Raw genomic sequence first — 17,491 nt, 5'->3', positions numbered from 1 at the left:
TTCAGTTTTATTTGAAATTAGCGCGGATACCAAAATTGAATGAAGTCATGTTAGGATAAGCAGTGCCCCTGCCATCACCCAGTTCCGGGTCCCATATTTTCCATGGCGAAATGGTAAACAGGTTGGTTCCATTCACATAAGTGCGTACACTCTTCAATCCGTATCGCTGTAATTTGTCGCTGCTGAAAGTATAACCCAACTCCGCACTTTTCAAACGGACATAGCCTGCCTTTTTCATCCACCAGGTACTTTCATAATAGTTGGTGGTAATATCCTGCCGGGTTGACATTCTTGGATAGAAGGGCCGGCTGTTGGGGTTGTCCGGTGTCCAACGATCCGTTGCTATCGTATATAGGTTACCGATAGTAGGTCCTTCATAAAAAGGATTAGTGGCATGGCCACCGCTATACATAAAATCTACCATCGCCACACCCTGGAAAAACAGGCTCAGATCAAATCCTTTCACTCCCACGCTGAAATTAAGTCCATATACAATACGGGGGACTGAACCATAACCTATCGCCTGCTGATCATAGCTGTTGATGATACCATCTCCATTCAGGTCTTTATATTTAATATCTCCCGGACGCACGTCTCCTGCCTGTTTGGGCGATTTCGTGATATCAGCGGAATCAGCGAACAAGCCAAGGGCTACATACCCAAAGCGCTGATCAATGGGATGTCCGGTACGGTTCAGCCAGGGATACTGCCATGGTGGTAATCCATCATACACGTCCTTGTTGATATTGAAGTTGAAATTTCCCCTGAAGCCCACCCAATAATTTTTGGAGAATGATTTATTATAATCAAGGGTTACATCAATACCTTTGTTTTCTGTGATACCTATATTTCTGTAGGGGATGTTATCACTGGTATAACCAGAGGCATAAGGAATATCATATTGTCTAAGCAGGATACCTGTTCTGCGTTCCTTGAACAGTTCCACAATCAACGACAGGTCGTCATGCAATGCTTTTATTTCGATGCCCAGGTTTTGCCGTTTACCTGTTTCCCAGCTCACCTCAGAACCGATCTGATCTTCCTGTAAGCCGCCGTAGCCGGTAGTGTTACCCGGTACGCCGAAAGTATAACCAAGACCGCCATCGCTCTTTATCCTGGTGAGAAACAAAAATCTTGATCCGGTATTACTGTTACCGGATAAACCATAAGTATACCGGAGTTTTAAATAACTGAGGACATGACTGATCGGTGCAAAGAAGCTTTCATTGGATACCACCCAGCCAACGCCATAAGAAGGAAACAAGCCGTATCGTTTGTTGGGTGTAAAGTTTTCGGAACCATTGTAACCGAAATTAACTTCTGCAAAATAGCGGTTCTTATAACCATAAGTACCCCTTCCACTCAAACCCCTTATGCGATAGGGAATAGAAGAAATGAGGGTGCCGGCGTCCGCATCAATATAATCCGACTGATTATACAATAGTAAACCGGATACATCATGATCACCAAATTTGTTGGCATAGTTCAACGCCGTTTCTGTATAAAAACGGCGGTTTCCTCCTCTTGCCACATCGAATCCCAGCACATTGGATCCGGGGTCTACAATTTTTGTAAGAAGATTTCCGGCAGAGTCCCGTCCGGTGGCATAATATGTTTGTACTTCTCTTTTTCTGTTAAGATTATTCCAGCCATAAGCATCAAAAGCAAACATGCTGGTAAATGACAAGCCCTTCAGGATGAAATCGAAATTTTGCCGGAGCCTTATATTAGACCGGATGGTATTACGGTATTCTGTAGCATAACCGGATTGTGTAAGATTGCGATATGGGCTGGGATAGCTACCACCGGGGATTTTAGGCCATTGCCCGTTGGAATACTGCGGCGGTATCAGGTGAGGCGGCACCTGGGTAGCCAGATCAAACAGTGCGTTGGTACCAATACCAGGATAATTACTGTTAATGATAAAACCGTTTACACCTAATTCAAGCTTGGTTGTTTTGGTAATATTGGCATCTACGTTTGTTGTAAAATTATATCGGTCCAGTTTAATATCTGAATTATATGATTGTACATGATCCCTTTTCAGCAAACCTACTTCCGAATAATAACCAGCGGAAATATAATAGGTCGCAAATTCGGATCCCCCACGTACATTCAGGTTGGCTCTTCTGCTCTGTCCCCATTTATTAAACAGCACATTGAACCAGTCTACATTAGGGTACAGATCCGGGTCTTCGCCGGAAGCATGTTGCTGTATCCGTTCTTCTGTATAAAGAGGTGTTCTTCCTCTCATCTGCAAACCTTCATTATACAATCTCATGAAGGTGGGCGCATCCACGAACTTAGGCAGCTGTGTAAATTTTGTAATCGCCTGGTTTAATTCCATATTGATTTGCGGCTTTCCCGGCTTACCTGTTTTGGTATTCACCAGGATTACGCCGTTGGCACCACGGGTACCATATACAGCAGTCGCGGAAGCATCTTTCAGTACCGTAAAGCTGGCGATATCTTCAGGGTCGAGGTCATTGATGCTACGATCCGGTACACCGTCTACGATGATGAGTGGGCCGCGCGGACTGGACCCAAAGGTGGAGATACCACGTATCCAGATGTCGGAGCCATCGTAGCCTGGTTCACCGCTCCGTTGCACGGCTACTATACCTGCCAGCCGTCCTCCCAGTGCATTCGTCAGACTTCTCACCGGCAGTTTCAGTTCTTCCGGTTTTATAGTTGACTGCGCCCCTACCAGGCTGATTTTCTTTTGTGCACCAAATCCTACCACCACTACTTCATTCAGGCCACCTTCTTTTGCGAGCATCTCCACATTGATGTCTACCTTATTTCTCACCGTTACCTGTTGAGATTGATAGCCGATGTAAGAAAACTCAAGTATATCTGTAGGTTCCACATCCAGTTCATAGTAGCCTTTTTCATTGGTAGTAGTACCGGTAGGTGTGCCCACGATCTTCACCGTTACGCCCAGCAACGGGGCGCCCAGTTTATCTTTTACCGTACCGGATACTTTCAGCTTTACTGCCGGTTTATGTACGGCAGGAGCAGCGTGGTTTTCTGCCGGTGTAATCACATACTGGGAAGGGCCCATTGAATTCAGGGTGAGATGATGCCCCTGCAATGATTTCTGCAAAAACGGAACTACTTTCTCCGGGTCCATTTTCAATACCTTGTCAGGCAGATAAATATCTTTTGCATACTTTTCGTTGAGTGCAATCCTGAGCTGGTATTTGGTATAAATTTTTTCCAGGGCATCCTTCAGCGGTATCATTTGCGTCCGCCCTGCATCAGGAGAACTGTTTCTGCTGCGTTCCTGGTTGGTTTGTTCCTGGATGCCGGCCATTGCATCCTGCGCAAAAGACGAAGTCGTAGCACTCAGTACAATGCACAGGCCAGCCACTCCCTTCAGGCAATGCCGTAGAGATCCAAATTTCATAACGGAAAAATTTTGGTTAAAGACTACATATTTGGTTAAAGACTACATATTTGGTTAAAGACTACTTCATTAAAATGGTACAGATATCATTGCGTTACGCGTTGTCATTGTTATAAATTGTCACTGTTATTATAATATGGTTTCTAAAGTTGTACGTATTCCAATACCGGCTCAGTACTTCGTTGATAAGATAGATACGTAACGCGGGCCCGGTTCGGTTTACATGATAACTATTTCAACCGGTATGGCACATAAAACCACTATACCTGCCCCACCAGGCTGCAATACGTAGGATTTTCAAAACAGGAAAATTCAGATTAAATGAATGATTACCTGACAGGCATCTGACGATACATTGATTTAGTTACACTTATTTTGGTTGAATAATAATCCGGTTACCTTCTTTACGCACACCTGCTTCCAGCATAGCACCCAATGATCTGCATAAACTGACTTCATCTGTTATCAGTACCCGTCCACTGATCCGGGTATCCCGGAATTTTTCTGGTTGTAATATTTCCATTTCATATCCGTAGTTCGCGCGCAAAAGATCTTTTATTTCGTCTATAGATGTGTTCTCAAATTTATAATCCCCATCTTTCCAGGCAGCATACAACTGCGGGTTTATATGATCCATCTGTATCTGGCTATCTACAACCATCCCTCTTTCACCCGGATGCACCAATAACTCCCGGTTAAAGGCTGTTGCTTTAATCAACCCGGTATTTACTACTACAGCAGTATGACGGTTATTTTCATTTACGGTAAAAGAGGTACCCAGTACTGTCACAGTCATATCCCGCATATGTACCATAAACGGCGTCTCTGCTTTTTTCACTACTTCAAAATAAGCACTGCCTTCCAGCCATATTTCACGTCCGCCTCCTTCTTTTACATTCCGCATTTTCACCAGCCCTCCCGGCTTTACCCATATCCGGGTACTATCTGGCAGCAATACCGTTTGTACAGATCCTTTTTTCGATACCAGCACTATCAAAGGCGCCTGCCTGGAACCTGTATGCATAAACAGGTAAGTAGCGATTCCTCCTGCCAGTACCAGCATAAGGATGGCCGCTGCATACTTCAGCCAGCCAAACTGCTTTACCGGGGACATACGTGGATCAGCTGCCGATAATCGCGCCATTACCTGCTGCCAGCTTTGATCTGCATCTGCGGCGGTGATCTTTGCTGCCAGCTGCTGGTCGAATATGTCTTTTATCTGAAAATACAGCGCCTGATTATCGGGGGAAGCCTTTAACCAGGCAGCCACCAGGACTGATTCTTCGGGACTTGCCTGCCCGTCCAGGAATTTAATTAAAATCGTATAATCCAAGTCGTTCGTATTGTAGTGTGGTGACATGTCATTTATTTAGACGACAAGAAGATAATTTCTACGTACAGGATTTTTATATTTTTTTTCAGAAAGAAGAAAGATGGGCAAAAACGGGGCTACAGGCTATAATAAAATAAAAGAGAACAGGTAATTTACCCTACGGACCATACCCCTAAGCTGCTTAATGGCCTTATATAATTGTGTTTCTACAGTACGGGAAGAGATGCCCATGGCAGCAGAGATTTCGCCGGTTTTAAGTCCCTCCAGATAACGGAGCTTCACCACTTCCCGGCATTTAGGAGGCAATTCCTCTATGGCCTGCCATACGCTGGCCTCCAGGTTGTCCTGCTCCAGCAGGCTTTGCCGGGAACCATCCGGATTAAAATAATCCAGTTCAGCGGCGGTAAGGGCGGGCAAAGCCGCATTCACATAACGCTGATGCACCGCCTGGTGCTTAATATAATCCAGACAACTGTTGTGAATACTCCGAAACAGGTAGCTTTTGATGTTGGTGGTAATGTGCAGGGACGCACTTTTCCGGTGTACTTGTACAAAAACATCCTGTACAATGTCTTCAGCAGTTTCGCGCAATACATACTTACAGGCATAAGCCAGGAGAACTGCGTAGCACTCTTTAAATACCAGCTCAAGATCGGCAACGGCTGGCTGTAATAACGTGGTGGCTTTATACCCTTCCTCTACAGGCTCCCCCATGGCTTTACAAAAGTGTTTTGAAACAATTCATCCAAGATAATGATAATAATATTAATATACAATACGTAGAACAGGCGCATCTGCGATGCGGGGTAAACGGGACATAACAATAAAAATGTTGCAATTATACCTACGCAAATCCACCGGTCAGATACCTGCTTTGGTGCTTCGTCTTTCCAGTAGCAGGGTATCACGCCAACGGTCCCCCATTTTACCGATCTTTTCCCGTCTGCCTACCTCTCTGAAGCCATTGGCTTTATGGATTTTTATACTACCGGTATTTTCCGGAAAGATACCAGCCTGAAGTGTCCAAATACCATTCTCTTCGCTCGCTTCTACCAGCTTTTGCATTAAAGTTTTTCCGACCCCTTTCCCATTTGCGTTCAAAGCAACATACACACTTACCTCTGCTACACCTGCATAAACACATCTGTCGGAGACTGAAGTAAGCGCTGCCCAACCAATCACCTCATCATTTTCTATTGCCACCATACGACAAGTGGTCAGGTGAGATTTATCCCAATCTTCCCAGGAAGGAGCAGTAGTTTGAAATGTTGCATTTCCGGTAGAGATACCTTCCTCATAAATACGGAGGACACTTGCTGCATGATCAGCTGTCATTGGGTAAATGGTCATAGCTTGTAAGTTGATCTTTACGTAACAGTTTTAAAAGACGGCTGATCTGAATAATTTAAGAGAATGATATCTTTTTATTGCCTTGCTCTTATTATATGTACAGGAGACATCTCACTAAATTAAAAAAATCAACTATCCGGTTACTTTTTTTAATTTCCTGATGCAAACGTGTCGGTGCCGATTCCATTAGCGACGATATTGATAAATACGATCAGGTACCCTGCTATCTGCTGAGTACCTGATCGTTGAAACGGAGGCAGGGCTCGAACCTGCGTCTATCCGGATAAGTGCCGGAAGCTCTACCACTGAACTACTCCGTTAGTTATTTTCAGGAAACAACGGTTTAGTGTCTTTCCCTGAAAAGTATTTATGCTGTTTTAATATTTTTGCAAGATAGGGATTTGAAACGGTGACACCATGTACCAGTTCTGGTGTAGGACGGAAAGGCACTACTCCATGCGCTCTTGGCGCTATCCAGCCGGATTTTTCCGGATCGAGTCCCGCTGCTTTGCAGGCTTCCAACACCATAGCAAGATTACAGTTTGTCTTTCCCGAAAGTACTTCCCAGGGAAGGGGCAGCGTATTCCATACCGGCAGGTTCGGATCTCCGGTACTGCCTGTTGATTGATGCCAGGCAGCCACATCTCCCGCTATCAACCGCATCGCCTTTCCGAAACACATCTCCTCCAACACAAATTCCATTCCCAGCGCATAGATCAGGTTCATCCAGTTGTCTCTTGCCTTATTCCAGGCATTGGCGGTATTGTTCCAGGTGGTAGAATCATTTCCCAGCCGAACCGTCATGGTGGCGCGGTTAAAATCATTCTGCGCCCACAGCTCTCCTAAAAAAACGGCTACCTGCTCCAGCAGGGAAGTCCACTTGCCAAGTAAGGCACCCTGCTGCTCACCGGACAACTTATCCAATACCTCCGGCCTCGCATATACCTGCGCTATTGCCCACCAGTTGGTAGTCTTCCTTCCCATCAGGCAACGCTGAAAAAGCATATCAGCAATTTCATCGTAGGGCCGTTGTTGCCCACTCACCGTAAATTCGCTACGCAGATTACAACGGGCCGTATAATAGGCGATGAAACAAGCGCTGTTTACATCCGCCATAAAATCTTCCTTTGAAATATCTTCCGCAAAAGCATGCTTACCTGCCCGCTGGAAAAAACTTTTTTTCCGTTCCCGGATCAGGGTATTCAGCTTCTTTTCCAGGAAGCGCAGGCAACGAAATAGTTTATTGTACTGGCGTCTGGAAATATCAAGGCCGGCAGCCGCTCTTTCCTCACGATTCAGCCGATCCGTTTTATAATCATTAAATCCCGGGTTCTTATGTATCAGTGGACTAACAGTAGCTATAAACGCCGCAACAACTTCCGGGTCATCATAGGCGTTTGCCCCGGGTGTAATGTCCAGTTTAAACAATTCGATCGCTTTACGCACCTGCTTTTCCGCACCTATTACTTTTGCAAACTGTTCCAGCATAGCCGTATACTTCCACACCGTATTGCGCAAGGCTGCTGCCACCGCTTTTTGCAATATCTCCGCTTCGGCTACGCTCAAACGGGAACCCAGCACATCCTGTATCAGGGCGGCTACATCTTCCGGTCTTTTTCGCAGATGAATTGTTTCGTATAATGCTTCCAGTGTCAACGCCAATAATTGTTTAATCGTAAGTTAAAAAAAATATATGTACCTCTTTATTTTTTTATCAGCACATAATAAATGCTGCGATACAAAGATGCATACCATACTGCGCAACTGACCTGCGCAGTATATTTTATTTTAAAAAAAGAGGAAATTTTTATTTTAACTCAGCATAACAGGGATCAAGTTGAAAACGGGGGAATATCTTTTTTCAATATTGGCTAAATGCCCATACACTCGCGTTTGCTATTCTCAAATCCCTACTACACTATCTTTGAATATTATATAATACGCCATACACTCCCTTTAGTTAATCTTCAACCTGTCCCGCAAACACGTTCCCCGAATTATGTTATATTTATAGTAATCAAAATAATCTCCCATGGCAAAACAAATGTCTATCATTTCCTTTACGGGAAAACTCGGTCCTCTCATTGGGTATAAGCGCAATGGCAAATACTTCCTGCGCTCCATGCCGGAAAGCGTGCAGCAAACGGCTGCTACCCGCCGCGCATCCCGCCGCTTTGGCATCGCCAGCAGGAAAGGCGCTTTTATCCGTAAGGCTTTCTACAGTAACCTGGATATCCATTGTGACGGTGGCCACATCAACCGCCTCAACAGGCTGCTCATTGCTGCCGGCGATCATCACGCCGCCATCACTGGCTTCCGCTTCAATCAGCATACCGGAGTAGATCGTTTTTTCCCGGTGGCTCCCCGGCTTTTGAGTAACGGAGTATTAAATATTCCCGCACAAACCATCGACGGGTATAAAGGTATTACTGCCCTGGAAGTAAAAGTGATCGCTACGCGTATTGATTTTATATCACGTCAGGTGGCAGGTAGCGAAACGGTTACGCTCATGATAGATACGGATACCACTTTCCAGGAAACAAATGTTTCGCTGGAGGTACCCGGGAAGGGCTCACTGGTAGTAGTTTTCCAGGTAAGAGCGATGTACAGGGATGGCCCATCACGCAGCAGACAATACATGGCTGCCGATATCATTGCGGTGGCAGCGCCACAAGTACCCAAATATGCTCATAAACGACCCAACCCAAAGCGGAAAATATTACTTCCCAACCTTACCTATACATACGCATATCCAGCTATCATTCAACTGGAATAAAGCGATCCTGCCCCCGGAGATATTTTGATGAATAAACCCTTTATACCCGCTTTCTTTAAATAGTATATCTTTTTCCACAACTACAGCCTGGTACTGAAGTAGCTCTGCTATGGCCGGTTCTCACCTCTTTTCATCTGCTGATTCAATTTCATCGGGATTATACATCCGAAGCTCATCCCCGCATCAAGTCCACCTCTCCTGCAGGGCTTCTATAGGTACTTAGCGGGTGCTAAGCATAGGCTCGACGGAGCCTACATAGTGAAAAGGTAATGATGACTATAATGATGTGTGTTCCTAATGCACTATATCTTAAAAGCGTATAATTTATACTCCCCCAGGTTTTCAACCTGATCCCATAACAGGCTTTTAAATTGGGGGCATCTGAAAAATCAGGAACGCCCAAAACGACGGGATTAAAAAAGAACCGGAACAGATAGTCATTGTATACTATCTGTCCCGGCTTCTCTATATACTATCGTTGTGCGTCTGCGTCTGCCTCTACTAAATTACTGATTATCTATCCTGGTTTCCAGGCTGTCCTGTAGTGTAGTGCGCAGACTGGATAAGAGATTGTACCCGGTGGCGCTTTCTATGCTGCGCACCGTTGTTTTATACTGCGTCCAATCGGTATTGATATCATTTTTGTTGGGCGTATTCACTGCAATCACACGGGTACTGCCTGAAACCCTGTTCAAATCGCCATTACCATCAGGCAGGACTACTATCACTTTCCAGATATTGGAAGGTACTGTAACATTTCCATTATTGATCGTATTGGTGGTGCCACCGAGTGAACCGGATCCACCTTGTCCGTATGAGCCCGTGATGACATATACTTCATTGCCATCGTTAACAAGGCTACGGGTGTAATTTTCCAGGTTAGCCCATGTTTTTTGATTGTTATTAGGCGCCTGAGGCATCATGTTGGTCATCAGGAAAGTAGCGGAGTTGGCGTCAGCTGTAGCGGTTCTATCGCCGGAAGGACAATTGTGGCCACGATCGAATCCTGATCCGCTGTAGCTGCTATTCTGTACCTGGTACCAGCCGGAGGGCAATGTATTATCTGCCCTGAAATCATTACTGCGGGAAATACTGCCCAGATCTGACGATTGAATGTGCCAGCTTACCCAGTTGGGCGTGCCACGGCTGCGGCTATACGATAACGCGTAATAGGTTTTAACCATCAGGTAGTTATTTTCTGAAGATATGCTGGCCAAAGCATTGCTGGGATTACCCATCAGCATGTTGTCATCGTCTCCGGCTGTTGGTGGTGTGGTGCCACCGCCGCCGTCCAGCGCAATAGCAATGTCGTCTATATTGATTCTGTTGCTGCCACCGGAAATTTTGCGGATAGAGACGCGCAGACTGGTGGTTGCAGTCACCGAAAAGGTCGCTGTTTGCAGGCTGTTGGAAGTAGAAATTGTATTTCCCTGTTGTGTCCAGGTACTTCCGCTGTTGGAGGAGGTCCACAGTTGCCAGTCGCTGCTGTCGTCTGAGCCAAATGTACCATGCTTGATGGTGATGGTAATAGTACCTGTGCTTCCGGTGATATTGAAATTGGAAGTAACGGTACCCGTGTTCCTGATCCGTACGGATTTAGTACCATTTTTCAGATCAGTAGCGAGGTTACCTATTAAGGCATCATCTAAGGTCCAGGAGCCACTGGAAAGGGTAACTGATCCGGAAGTGTAGGCTGATTTGCTGCCTGATTCAAAGTTTTCCGTTAGCAAGGTGGTAGACTCAGTCGTTGCCCGGCTGATCTTTTGTTCCGGGAGTGGTGTTACATCGAGGTCTTTTTTACAGGAAGCAAACAATATACCTGCAAAGCTTATTACGCAGATATGCCTGATGAATTGTTTCATAATTCATTTTTAGAGGGTGATGGAAGCTATATTTGGGTTGTTCAGGATTCTATTGATGTGGTTAACAGGGCCACACAGGTACCATCAGGCCTGTAACCGGTAATGTATAAAGGAACATTGGTTCCTCCTTCCACGCGTGTTACCTGGATGTTGGTAAGGTTTTCTTTCAGGAATTGATGAAGTGCTTTAAATTTTCGTGCGTTTTCTACTATCGGCGTGTCATTCGGATCTGCAGTCCTTTCTATCTCATTAAAAAAATCTTCTTCCTTTACGGCCTTCAACGTGGCTGGTTCCACTTTGTTTAATGTGGCTATTTTCTTAGCCAGTTCAGTAGCCGGCAGTGTGCCCCATTGCTCAAGGGTAAGCGGGTACTCTGATTCGCTGAAATATAAAATGCCAGCTATTTTGTCTGTAAGTTTTTCAAAAACAATGGCGTTTTCCATGTTATAAATGTATAAGTTTTCATTGCTCCATTTTATCATGCAGGCAATGATAACAATACCTTAATAATAATGAAACAGGCTCTTTTCTGACACCCGCTACCAGGCAGAAAACCGTTGAGTATAACAGGCATCCAACAAATTCTGTTACATTTGCTGCTCAGCTATTATCAGGCCTTAATAACCACCAGGTGGTATTTATGAAATTAAATATTTTACTCACACCCTAAAAATCAGAGGAGGAGCATTTATGGAAATCATACGCAGCGGCTCACAACCTTCAGGCAAAGGTCCCGCAGAATATTTTACCGGCACCGTAAGAATCGATCCGCTGATGAATCCTCCGGAACCCGCCCGTGTGGCGATGGCACTCGTCACTTTTGAACCGGGCGCCCGCACGGCATGGCATACCCATCCGCTTGGCCAGACACTGATCATCACTGCAGGCGCCGGCTGGGTGCAACGGGAAGGAGAAGCAAGACAGGAAATTCACCCCGGAGATATCGTTTTCTTTCCACCGGGAGAAAAGCATTGGCACGGAGCTACCGCCACTACGGCCATGAGCCACATCGCTATCCAGGAGAAGCTGAATGGCTCCCCCGTTGACTGGATGGAACAAGTGACAGATGAGCAATATCATCACTCCTGAGAAAGGATTTCATATCGCGTATATGCATGCACGTTAACAATCCTGTTTTCGTGCAACCATAATCAATCCCTCACGCCGGCAGGCGGCTGATCATCCTGCCATTGCCTCGCGATAATTAATGCCGCATACAGCCGTTTATCTATGGCCTGTTCCCGGAGTGGTAAAACAGTCGTGAGCATATGTACTTTTTTTCCGGGCCGGCCGCCACGATGTGCAGCCACAAATCATCTGTCACGCATGTATGCTAATCGGATTATCTTTTCTTTTAAAATCAAACCACATGTTCTTCTCTCCCACCAGTGATTTCAGGTAAAAGATATTTTTATAAAAGGAACCGGCGCCAGCGTAAACCCCCATCCCCATATCTTCATCTTTCTTCAACTTCCTGTATACCGCTGCAAAAAAAGATTGAATAGCTTTATCGGGGTGCTTGCTGATGATTCGCAACTTTATCAACTCAATATCATCTTCCGTTTCCCGGCCGCCGCTTCCTTCCACACAGTAGTCGAAAACACTATCCGCATAAAAACTGGTTCCTTCATCCAGCGGTATCTCCCTGGAGCTAAAGAAAAATTGGCTATATCCATCATTCAGCTCGCCACCGGACAGCTGCAGACGTACATGACCTGGTTTCATGGCTGCATCCCTTTTTTCGAGGTACACAACAATACCGTACTTTTCTATCAGATCTTTGAGATACACTATTAACCCGCTAAGCGGCATCATCACATTTATGTAACTGCCCATTGTGAGAATGATTTAACTACCATTGCTAATGAAATAAAGATAATCACAAAAATATTCATCTCTATGTAACTACTTAAAAGGCAGATAATTACCTGTATATAAACGCTTATATTTGCTTAGAACAAACAATTACAGTCGACAATGAAAAAAAACATACTCCTGCTGCTATCTCTGATAGCTGGCTTCTCAGCGTGCAAAGTCACCACGCGAAGCGGCAAAGGCGGATACCTTTACACCCAAAAATCAGGAAGGGAAAATAAGCATTGGAAGCTCGTCTGGCAGGAAGACTTCAACGGCGCCGCGCTGGATACCACCAGGTGGACCCGTATCCCTCCCGGTACTGCCGCCTGGGACAAGCATATGAGCAATGATGATCAATGTTACAAACTTGATAGCGGCAGGATATACCTCCGTGGTATCAGGAACCCGGACACCTCAAAAGATCCGAGACCATTTCTCACAGGCGGTATCTATACAAAAGGCAAGTTTGCATTTCAATACGGGAAAATTGAAATCCGCGCAAAACTGGAATGTGCGCGTGGCGCATGGCCTGCCATGTGGCTGCTGGCCGAAACAAACAAATATGGTAAATATCCGAGGAACGGCGAAATCGATATCATGGAGCATCTTAACTATGACACCCTCATTTACCAGACCACTCACTCCTATTATACCCTCGATCTTAAACAAACGGAGCATCCACCTCATTTCGGAACCGCAAAGTTAGATCCGCAGGTTTTCAACACCTTTGGCATCAGCTGGTATCCTGATAAAATCGTGTTCCTGCTGAATGGAAAAGAAACATTCACCTATCCCCGGGTAAAAGGCGTGGATCCATCGCAGTGGCCCTACGACCAACCTTTTTATATGCTGATAGATCAGCAGCTGGGCGGCGACTGGGTGGGAAAAGTAGATCCCGCCACCTTGCCGGTGCAGATGATTGTGGATTGGGTGAAGGTATATCAGTAGGGTATTTTTCCGTATCGCGGAAATATGTTAATTTTCACTCTTAGCTGGTCTGACATACGGCTGGCGTTAAACTTCATCTGATTTAAACCGAAAGATATATGGAGATTGAAAAAGCCATTCTTGCCGGAGGGTGTTTTTGGGGCGTAGAAGAGCTCATCCGCCATCTTCCAGGTGTTATCTCAACCGTAGTTGGATACACCGGTGGCAATGTGCCGAATGCCACCTATCGCAATCATGGTACGCATGCAGAAGGTATTGAAATTACATTTGATCCTGCAAAGATATCCTACAGGAAGCTGCTGGAATATTTCTTCCAGATCCACGACCCTACCACCAGGAACAGGCAGGGCAATGATGTGGGCACCTCTTATCGTTCCGCTATTTTCTTCCTGAATGAAACTCAACAGGAAACAGCAAAAGCATTAATCGCGGAAATGACTGCTTCCGGCAAATGGCCTGGGCAGATCGTAACAGAAGTTGTACCAGCCACTGACTTCTGGAATGCAGAAGAGGAACACCAGGACTATTTGCAGAAGCATCCGCATGGATATACCTGCCATTTCGAGCGGCCCGACTGGAAATTAAAGTAGCTGCATCACCTTTGAAATACCGTAGCTATCAAACAACTACGGTATTTCAAAGGTGATTTGTTCCGTTTTATACAATTTCAGAGGTTTCGTATGACTGACCTTTGCTGCCAGCATTAATTTTGTCTGCCATGAAATATAATGAATTCAAACCTTGTAACCCGCTGCTGCCCTATATAAAATGTTATTACATCTATGAATCTGACATCAATACGCCCTTTGATGACACTGTATTTCCGAGCGGCTGCATAGAAATTATATTTAACCTGGGAACCGGTAAATGGCAAACAGCTGTGGGCGACACTTTTGTGACCACGCCTTCCATAGAATTGTGGGGGCAAATCATCCGGCCATTGCCCATTAAGTCTATCGGCAAAAATATCATGCTGGGCATTCGTTTTTACCCCCACGCTGCGGCACTGTTTCTGCGTGAGAAGGTGGACCYGTTTAATAACCAGGTAGCAGACTTCAGCGACCTGTCAGATAATACGGTGAACCTCTTATATGGAAGACTACAGGAAACAGGTTCCTGGCATACACGAATTACACTGGTTGAAAATTTCCTGTTAAACAGACTTGCCATTGCGGAACCGAAATTTAATAAGATAGGTGTAGTCAGTGATGTGATGAAAGAAATCCGGCGATATGATTTCTTTGATAATATAGAAAACGTCGCGTCCCGATATGGTATCACGTCCCGTTATCTTCAAAAAATATTTTTACAATATACCGGTCTTACGCCCAAACTATACAGCAAAATAAGCCGCTTCCAGAACAGCCTGCAGCTTGTTCTTAAAAGAGAATCCTCGTTAACCGCTATTGCCTATGACTGTGGATACTTTGACCAGTCGCACTTTATAAGAGAATTCAAATCTTTCACAGGATATACCCCTTCCGGCTACACGCTGGAGAACTCCCCCGTTACATTGGCTACTGCCAATAATTAAGTAGTTCCGTTTTATACAATTACAGGTGATGCTATGTGAATAATTTTGTTCCTGATAACAATAACATCAGCAAACAAATTTATTCATCTGAAATAGCAACATCATGACTTCCTCATTCGAAAAATTCAGCCGCCTACATCATTCAGAACAACTTTTTATTTTACCCAATGCCTGGGATGCGAAAAGTGCTTTACTTTTCCAGGAACAGGCATTTCCTGCCGTAGCCACGTCCAGTGCTGCGGTTGCTGGTAGTCTCGGTTACCAGGACGGCGAAGACATGCCTTTCAACGACTACCTCTTTGTGATTAACAGGATCCTGTCTTCTATACAAATTCCACTTTCCGTAGATATAGAAATGGGGTACGGCACATCCGATGAAGCGATCTTTGCCAACGTCAGAAAGCTGGCAGAACTGGGTGTTGCAGGGATTAATATTGAAGACTCCATTATTCATCACAAGGGACGAGTGCTGAAAGATGCCAGCACATTTGCCCACACCATCGAATATATTAAAACCAAACTGCTACAGGAAAACCTGTCATTGTTCGTGAATATTCGTTGTGATACATTTATACTGAATGTAGATCATACACAACCCGAAACCATCCGCAGATTAAAAATTTACGATCACACCGGAGCAGACGGCATTTTCCTCCCCTGCATCAGCACAGCGGAAGATATTGCGATAGCAGTAAGCAATACATCCCTGCCTTTAAATGTGATGTGTATCCCCGGTCTGCCTGACTTTGACACACTGAATAAACTCGGCGTAAAACGGGCGAGTATGGGCCCTTTCTTGTTTAACAAAGTGTATGATAACATCAGCCGGCTTAGCCAGGAAATCGGCCTTACCAACAATTTTTCACCTATTATATAAAAACAAGTACCATGAATCTACCTAAAAGGGCTGCAGACGCCCATGCAACGCTTGCTGCAGCATTCAACACCGGCGATGTAGCTACTGTATTGAGTATGTATGATTTTAACGGCATTATTGTACCTGAGCCTGGAAAGCCGGTTTCAGGTAAGGAAGCCTTTGAGTCAGCCATCAGGTCCATTTTATCTGTTAAAGGGAAAATGGAAATTAAAACGGTGTACTGCCTTCAAACAGGCAACCTGGCAGTAGGGCGTTCTGAATGGAACATTACGGATGGCGACGAAGTGAAAGTAAGCGCCAAAGGAATTGAAGTCATGCAGCAACAGGCAGATGGCACCTGGAAAATTTTGATTGACCATGCCTTTGGCGCATTGGAAAACCTGGTAGCCTGGTAAAAAGTGGTGGCCGGGAACCTGGCCACCACTTCCCCTGGTGGTTTAAAATTCCTTCCGGATATTAAACTATTTTCGATAACTTAAAGAAAAACCAGATAATTACTATGACCACAAAAGAAACGTTTACCCTCCACGGCGAAAACCTGGTAAAAAAAGTAAAAGAACTGATAGCAGAAGGAAATATCCGGAAAATTACGATCGCAGATAAAGAAGGCAAAGAGCTGATGTCTTTCCCACTCACGATAGGCATTGTAGGCGCTATTTTTGCCCCCATCCTGGCCGCCATTGGCGCAATAGCTGCCCTGATCGGGGAATGCAGCATTATCGTGGAAAGAGAACCTGATGAGGAAACGCCTAAGCCTTAAATAACATGTTCCCCCCTTTATCTACGAGCGCTACTTTCTGCAGTTGGTGACTCCAGAGGCATTTGCAAACAAAAAGCTCCGATTAACATCGGAGCCCGCTCTATAAACCTACAACTGTTACACTGTTAAAGTTGTAACACTATCTTTATGGAGATGCTGTTTGCCAATAATACTTCGCAAAGGTCGGACAGGAAGGGCATATAAAAATTGTACTATTGACGGTAATTCATGTACAAATCAATCCTTTTATGGCGCGGTATGCTTTGGTGTGACTCCTGCCCAATTATAGTGTCCGGAACAGAATCGGCTACGATTTCCCTATATTTGTAACTATGGCAAAAGAAAAGAACAAACCAGTTGCGGTAAGATTCGATTTGAAGATAATGGAATTGCTGAAGGAAGAAGAGAAGATAGATACCCCTCAACAAGCGTTGAACTTCCTGTCAAATTTCTGGGAAAACAACCGGCCTGCCACCACTGATTTTGCCGGCGAAGTAAAGAAGCCTGCAAAGAAGGCTCCTCCTGTTGCAAAAGAACCGAAGAACGAAGCAACAGCACATCCTTCCGGATTATCCGGCATAGATTTGCTGATCTGGAAGGCAGAGCAAAAGGAAAAAAATAACGAGTAGGACTACTTGTTTATACCAGTTTCATACCCGGATTCCGGTACGCATCCAGTTTACTACCATCACTGGTGATATCTGTAGTCAATACATCCATATCCTGCAGATCGATGACTGATGGATGCAGAAAAGTGGTAAAAGAATAAATGCGCCGGCATTACA

The 17,491-nt window shown here is 45.0% G+C and carries 17 protein-coding genes and 1 tRNA gene; 9 read left to right on the top strand and 9 right to left on the bottom strand.

Annotated elements, in window-relative coordinates; all coding sequences use genetic code 11:
• Positions 1-7: 7 nt before the first annotated feature.
• The 6 genes from AB4Z08_RS21050 to AB4Z08_RS21025 form a co-directional block, all read right to left on the bottom strand.
• Positions 8-3,409 carry a SusC/RagA family TonB-linked outer membrane protein gene (locus AB4Z08_RS21050; RefSeq protein ID WP_441575751.1) on the bottom strand — a complete coding sequence of 1,134 codons (3,402 nt, stop codon included), beginning with the start codon at positions 3,407-3,409 and terminating at the stop codon, positions 8-10.
• Between the two features lie 370 nt (positions 3,410-3,779).
• Positions 3,780-4,769: a FecR family protein gene (locus AB4Z08_RS21045; RefSeq protein ID WP_441575750.1), complete on the bottom strand. Its 990-nt coding sequence runs from the start codon at positions 4,767-4,769 to the stop codon at positions 3,780-3,782.
• A 96-nt stretch (positions 4,770-4,865) separates the two neighbouring features.
• On the bottom strand, positions 4,866-5,456 hold the full coding sequence (locus AB4Z08_RS21040) for an RNA polymerase sigma-70 factor (protein ID WP_441575749.1): 591 nt from the start codon (positions 5,454-5,456) through the stop codon (positions 4,866-4,868).
• A gap of 147 nt (positions 5,457-5,603) precedes the next feature.
• Positions 5,604-6,092, bottom strand: a complete 489-nt coding sequence (locus AB4Z08_RS21035) for a GNAT family N-acetyltransferase (RefSeq protein WP_441575748.1) — start codon at positions 6,090-6,092, stop codon at positions 5,604-5,606.
• Between the two features lie 248 nt (positions 6,093-6,340).
• A tRNA-Lys gene (locus AB4Z08_RS21030) sits at positions 6,341-6,412 on the bottom strand.
• Complete coding sequence (locus tag AB4Z08_RS21025; RefSeq protein WP_441575747.1) at positions 6,411-7,748, bottom strand: hypothetical protein; 1,338 nt, start codon at positions 7,746-7,748, stop codon at positions 6,411-6,413. The genes AB4Z08_RS21030 and AB4Z08_RS21025 overlap by 2 nt, the downstream gene beginning before the upstream one ends.
• Before the next feature lie 376 nt (positions 7,749-8,124).
• Between AB4Z08_RS21025 and AB4Z08_RS21020 the strand changes: the two genes are divergently transcribed.
• Complete coding sequence (locus AB4Z08_RS21020) at positions 8,125-8,868, top strand: hypothetical protein (protein WP_441575746.1); 744 nt, start codon at positions 8,125-8,127, stop codon at positions 8,866-8,868.
• 506 nt (positions 8,869-9,374) lie between these two features.
• Here the strand turns inward: AB4Z08_RS21020 and AB4Z08_RS21015 are convergent.
• Complete coding sequence (locus AB4Z08_RS21015) at positions 9,375-10,730, bottom strand: DNA/RNA non-specific endonuclease (RefSeq protein ID WP_441575745.1); 1,356 nt, start codon at positions 10,728-10,730, stop codon at positions 9,375-9,377.
• Between the two features lie 41 nt (positions 10,731-10,771).
• Positions 10,772-11,173 carry a nuclease A inhibitor family protein gene (locus tag AB4Z08_RS21010; protein WP_441575744.1) on the bottom strand — a complete coding sequence of 134 codons (402 nt, stop codon included), beginning with the start codon at positions 11,171-11,173 and terminating at the stop codon, positions 10,772-10,774.
• 247 nt (positions 11,174-11,420) lie between these two features.
• Between AB4Z08_RS21010 and AB4Z08_RS21005 the strand changes: the two genes are divergently transcribed.
• The gene (locus tag AB4Z08_RS21005; RefSeq protein ID WP_441575743.1) at positions 11,421-11,819 is read left to right on the top strand and encodes a (R)-mandelonitrile lyase; all 399 of its coding nucleotides are present in this window, start codon (positions 11,421-11,423) and stop codon (positions 11,817-11,819) included.
• A 231-nt stretch (positions 11,820-12,050) separates the two neighbouring features.
• Here the strand turns inward: AB4Z08_RS21005 and AB4Z08_RS21000 are convergent, their stop codons facing one another.
• Complete coding sequence (locus tag AB4Z08_RS21000) at positions 12,051-12,566, bottom strand: hypothetical protein (RefSeq protein ID WP_441575742.1); 516 nt, start codon at positions 12,564-12,566, stop codon at positions 12,051-12,053.
• Between the two features lie 141 nt (positions 12,567-12,707).
• Between AB4Z08_RS21000 and AB4Z08_RS20995 the strand changes: the two genes are divergently transcribed.
• The 7 genes from AB4Z08_RS20995 (at position 12,708) to AB4Z08_RS20965 (ending at position 17,335) form a co-directional block, all read left to right on the top strand.
• Positions 12,708-13,535, top strand: a complete 828-nt coding sequence (locus AB4Z08_RS20995; protein ID WP_441575741.1) for a glycoside hydrolase family 16 protein — start codon at positions 12,708-12,710, stop codon at positions 13,533-13,535.
• Positions 13,536-13,633: 98 nt separating this feature from the next.
• Positions 13,634-14,125 (top strand): peptide-methionine (S)-S-oxide reductase MsrA, encoded by a 492-nt coding sequence (msrA, locus tag AB4Z08_RS20990; protein ID WP_441575740.1) that lies wholly within the window; start codon positions 13,634-13,636, stop codon positions 14,123-14,125.
• Positions 14,126-14,253: 128 nt separating this feature from the next.
• Positions 14,254-15,069, top strand: coding sequence for a DUF6597 domain-containing transcriptional factor (locus AB4Z08_RS20985; protein ID WP_441575739.1), 816 nt, complete (start codon positions 14,254-14,256; stop codon positions 15,067-15,069).
• 103 nt (positions 15,070-15,172) lie between these two features.
• The gene (locus AB4Z08_RS20980; protein ID WP_441575738.1) at positions 15,173-15,946 is read left to right on the top strand and encodes an isocitrate lyase/PEP mutase family protein; all 774 of its coding nucleotides are present in this window, start codon (positions 15,173-15,175) and stop codon (positions 15,944-15,946) included.
• Positions 15,947-15,957: 11 nt separating this feature from the next.
• On the top strand, positions 15,958-16,341 hold the full coding sequence (locus AB4Z08_RS20975) for a YybH family protein (protein WP_441575737.1): 384 nt from the start codon (positions 15,958-15,960) through the stop codon (positions 16,339-16,341).
• Positions 16,342-16,445: 104 nt separating this feature from the next.
• Positions 16,446-16,706 carry a DUF4342 domain-containing protein gene (locus tag AB4Z08_RS20970; protein WP_441575736.1) on the top strand — a complete coding sequence of 87 codons (261 nt, stop codon included), beginning with the start codon at positions 16,446-16,448 and terminating at the stop codon, positions 16,704-16,706.
• A 332-nt stretch (positions 16,707-17,038) separates the two neighbouring features.
• Positions 17,039-17,335 (top strand): hypothetical protein, encoded by a 297-nt coding sequence (locus AB4Z08_RS20965; RefSeq protein ID WP_441575735.1) that lies wholly within the window; start codon positions 17,039-17,041, stop codon positions 17,333-17,335.
• Positions 17,336-17,491 lie beyond the last annotated feature (156 nt).

The organism is Chitinophaga sp. RAB17 (assembly GCF_052114225.1).
Classification (GTDB): domain Bacteria; phylum Bacteroidota; class Bacteroidia; order Chitinophagales; family Chitinophagaceae; genus Chitinophaga.
The sequence above is the reverse complement of the archived record's forward strand: the minus strand, read 5'-3'. Positions and strand labels throughout refer to the sequence as shown.